The following is a 1,457-nucleotide window of genomic DNA, read 5'->3' as shown; positions in this document are numbered from 1 at the left end:
AATGTACAAAGATACTTTTTCATTTGCAAATCACTTATGTACCTTATCACATGAAGATTTTGCAAAAAGAGTATATGAGCCGGTAAGAGCTAATATGACGGATTCGGAAATAAATTTACACTATGAAATGGATATTTCTCGTGTAGCTTATAAGGGTGGACTTTGCTTTGGTATGACTGCCATTTCGGTGTTGGTCCACAATGGCGAACTGACACCGGGAGATTTACAAGAGGGTGCAGAAACGTTATACGACGTGACACTGACCGATGATGTGGATGCGTTGATTGCTTATTACAACTCTCTGCAGCTATATACAGAGGTGGAACTTGCAGTTATTGCAGCACCTGCAATGCTGACCAAAGAAGAGCATACGGATATGTTTCTGGATTGTGCAGCACGCTGCAAGGAAAAAGGCACTTACTTTATGGCGGGTATTGCTACCAAAAAAGGCGGCACGCACGCTGTGGTTGGTATGGATGAACTGTCCGGCAACTGGACATTTGATGGTATCAGTTATGATACCTGCATTATCACCTACGACAGCAACTGTGTAAAGCAAGGTACAGAAACATCGGCATTCAGAGATGATGCCTGCATCTATATCAATTCGGAAACCAAACAGTTCTGCATCCCGGCATATGAAGCCTCTACGGAAAATGGTGATGTCTTACTGTATGCCTCAGATGACGATTCTCTTTTGACTTACAAAGCGCCGATCCGTGGTACTGCAAAAACTAACACTGATGTTTCAGAAACCGTGAAACTAGAATTTTACAACGGTGGAAAAGATCAGATGCAGTTGAGTTCTACTACAAAAGACGGACAGACATACGATTTTTGGAAATTAGGAAAGGTCAATTACGGAGATTATATTTTCTTTGGCAAAGGTTCTTCTTTCCACTTGGAAAAGAATGAACGTGCGCCTGAATTTGCCTTTAGCATTAAGGGCGAAGGATATCGCCTCAGAATAGAACAGACAGGATATCAAAATCCAAATGATCCTAAACTATATGATGTTGGCACAAAGTGCAAAATGGATTTCTCTAAAAACAGTGTAGCTTACACCAATACAGATACTCAAAAAATCACAGTATCATATATAGTAGTATATGATGAAGGCAATTACAATTTCGCACCAGTAGCCAGCAGTACAATTGCTGTTGATGTCTCACCGAATCAAACGGTGACGGTTTCAAAACAGGACACTGGATTTGCAATCACCGGCGATGGAGAAGTACTTGTACAGGCAATTCCAACCGCTGCTCAAAAAGAACAGGATGCATTTGATGGCAGTCATGAAGAATACCTCGATTGGTTTGGCAGTTATTTTATCAACTTTGTTCGATCGAAAGATGTTTTGCTGCAATTCAATACAGAAAAAGAATGCAGTGAACTGGTATATGACTTTGACAGTGACGGCGTATTTGACGATGTTCCCATACTTGGCGATGCAGACG

At 41.2% G+C, this 1,457-nt stretch carries 1 protein-coding gene; it reads left to right on the top strand.

The genetic code is table 11. From position 1 onward, the window contains the following. On the top strand, window positions 1-1,457 hold a 1,457-nt coding region (locus RUMCAL_RS16045), incomplete at both ends, for a hypothetical protein (RefSeq protein WP_021683595.1).

The organism is Ruminococcus callidus ATCC 27760, assembly GCF_000468015.1.
GTDB lineage: Bacteria > Bacillota > Clostridia > Oscillospirales > Ruminococcaceae > Ruminococcus_C > Ruminococcus_C callidus.
Note: the sequence above shows the minus strand (reverse complement) of the source record. Positions and strands in the feature narration are given on the sequence as shown.